The sequence below is a fragment of the Streptomyces alkaliphilus genome, assembly GCF_014141535.1.
Lineage (GTDB): Bacteria > Actinomycetota > Actinomycetes > Streptomycetales > Streptomycetaceae > Streptomyces > Streptomyces alkaliphilus.
In genome coordinates, this window is sequence record NZ_VKHT01001060.1 from 1 (window position 1) to 1,652 (window position 1,652).

The following is a 1,652-nucleotide window of genomic DNA, read 5'->3' on the forward strand; positions in this document are numbered from 1 at the left end:
CCGCTTCGCGCCGCCCCTTCCGCCCGCCGGCCCCGCCCGTTGGGAGAGCAGGGTCATCACCACGCCGAAGACCAGCGCGCCCACCGCCACGCCCCATCCCGCCCACAGCAGGAACGAGGTGTCGTAACCCTCGTAGTTCTCGGAGAACTCGTCGGCCAGGCTGTCGATCATCATCCAGCCGAGCACCAGCGGGGTGACGACCGCCAGGAAGAACCGCCACCAGCGGCCCAGCCGGATCGCCGAGGTGGCGTCGGCGTCCGCCTGGAGGGTGGGGAGCTTGCGCAGCACCCAGGAGACGGTGATCACGATCACCAGGGCGGCCAGCGCGATGCCGTACTGGTTGATGAAGTGGTCGGCCGCGTCCAGCACGTACAGGCCGCCGTCGGTGGGGAACAGCAGCAGGGACACCACGGCGGTCAGGCCGCCGACCGACAGCACGGCGGGGACCCGGGCCATGCCGGTGCGGTCCTGCACGGCCGAGACCACCACCTGCACGATGCTGATCAGGGAGGAGAGGCCGGCGACCACCAGCGAACCGAAGAAGAGCACGCCGAAGAAGGCGCCCAGCGGCATCTCCGAGATGATCTGCGGGAACGCCACGAAGGCCAGACCCAGTCCGGAACTGGCCACCTCGTCCACCCCCACGCTGGCGGCGGTGGCCATGAAGCCCAGGGTGGCGAAGACGCCGATGCCGGCGAAGATCTCGAACGAGCTGTTGGCGAAGCCGGCGACCAGACCGGATCCGGTCAGGTCGGCACGCCGCCGCAGGTAGGAGGCGTAGGTGATCATGATGCCGAAGCCGATGGACAGGGAGAAGAAGATCTGCCCGTAGGCGGCCACCCAGACCGTGCCGGAGGTCAGGGCGTCCCAGTCGGGGGAGAAGAAGGCGTCCAGGCCCAGCTCCGCACCGTCCAGGGTGACCGCGCGGACCACCAGGACCAGGAAGAAGACCACCAGCAGCGGGATGAAGATCTTGTTGGCCCGTTCGATGCCCCGCCGCACCCCCAGCGCCAGGATCGCCAGGACCACCACCCAGACCGCGACCAGCGGCCAGAACACCCCGGGCACGAAGACCGAGAAGCCGCCCGGCGCGTCGGCGGTGCGCAGGAAGTCACCGAACAGGAAGCCGTCGGGATCGTCGCCCCAGCTCTGCCCGACCGAGAAGCCCACATAGCGCACGGCCCAGGCGAGGATCACCGCGTAGTAGGTGGCGATGACGAAACAGATGGCCACCTGCCACCAGCCGATCGCCTCGGCGGGGCGGGCCAGTTGACGGAAGGCGCCCGGTGGCGCGGCCCGGTACCGGCGACCGATCGTGTACTCCAGGATCAGCAGCGGGATGCCCGCCGTGATCAGGGCGATGAGGTAGGGCAGCAGGAAGGCGCCGCCGCCGTTCTCGTAGCTGACGGCCGGGAAGCGCCAGATGTTGCCCAGCCCGATGGCGGAGCCGATCGCGGCCAGGAGGAAGCCGGCCCGGGTGCCCCACTGCTCACGGGGCATGCCCGGGACCGCGCCGGAGGGTCCCCCGGTGGGGGGTGGGGACGACTGCTGAGCCATCGCGAACTGCCCTTCGTGCTCCCCGGGTACGCCGGTCGGGGTCGGGTCGGTCGGGATCGGTCGGTGTCGGGATCGGTCGGGATCGGGGCGATCAA

At 70.2% G+C, this 1,652-nt stretch carries 1 protein-coding gene; it reads right to left on the reverse strand.

Annotation, left to right across the window (positions count from 1 at the left end; genetic code table 11):
• The coding region (locus FNQ90_RS22370; RefSeq protein WP_228471493.1) for a sodium-dependent transporter at positions 1–1,500 on the reverse strand (1,500 nt) is incomplete at its 3' end.
• Positions 1,501–1,652 lie beyond the last annotated feature (152 nt).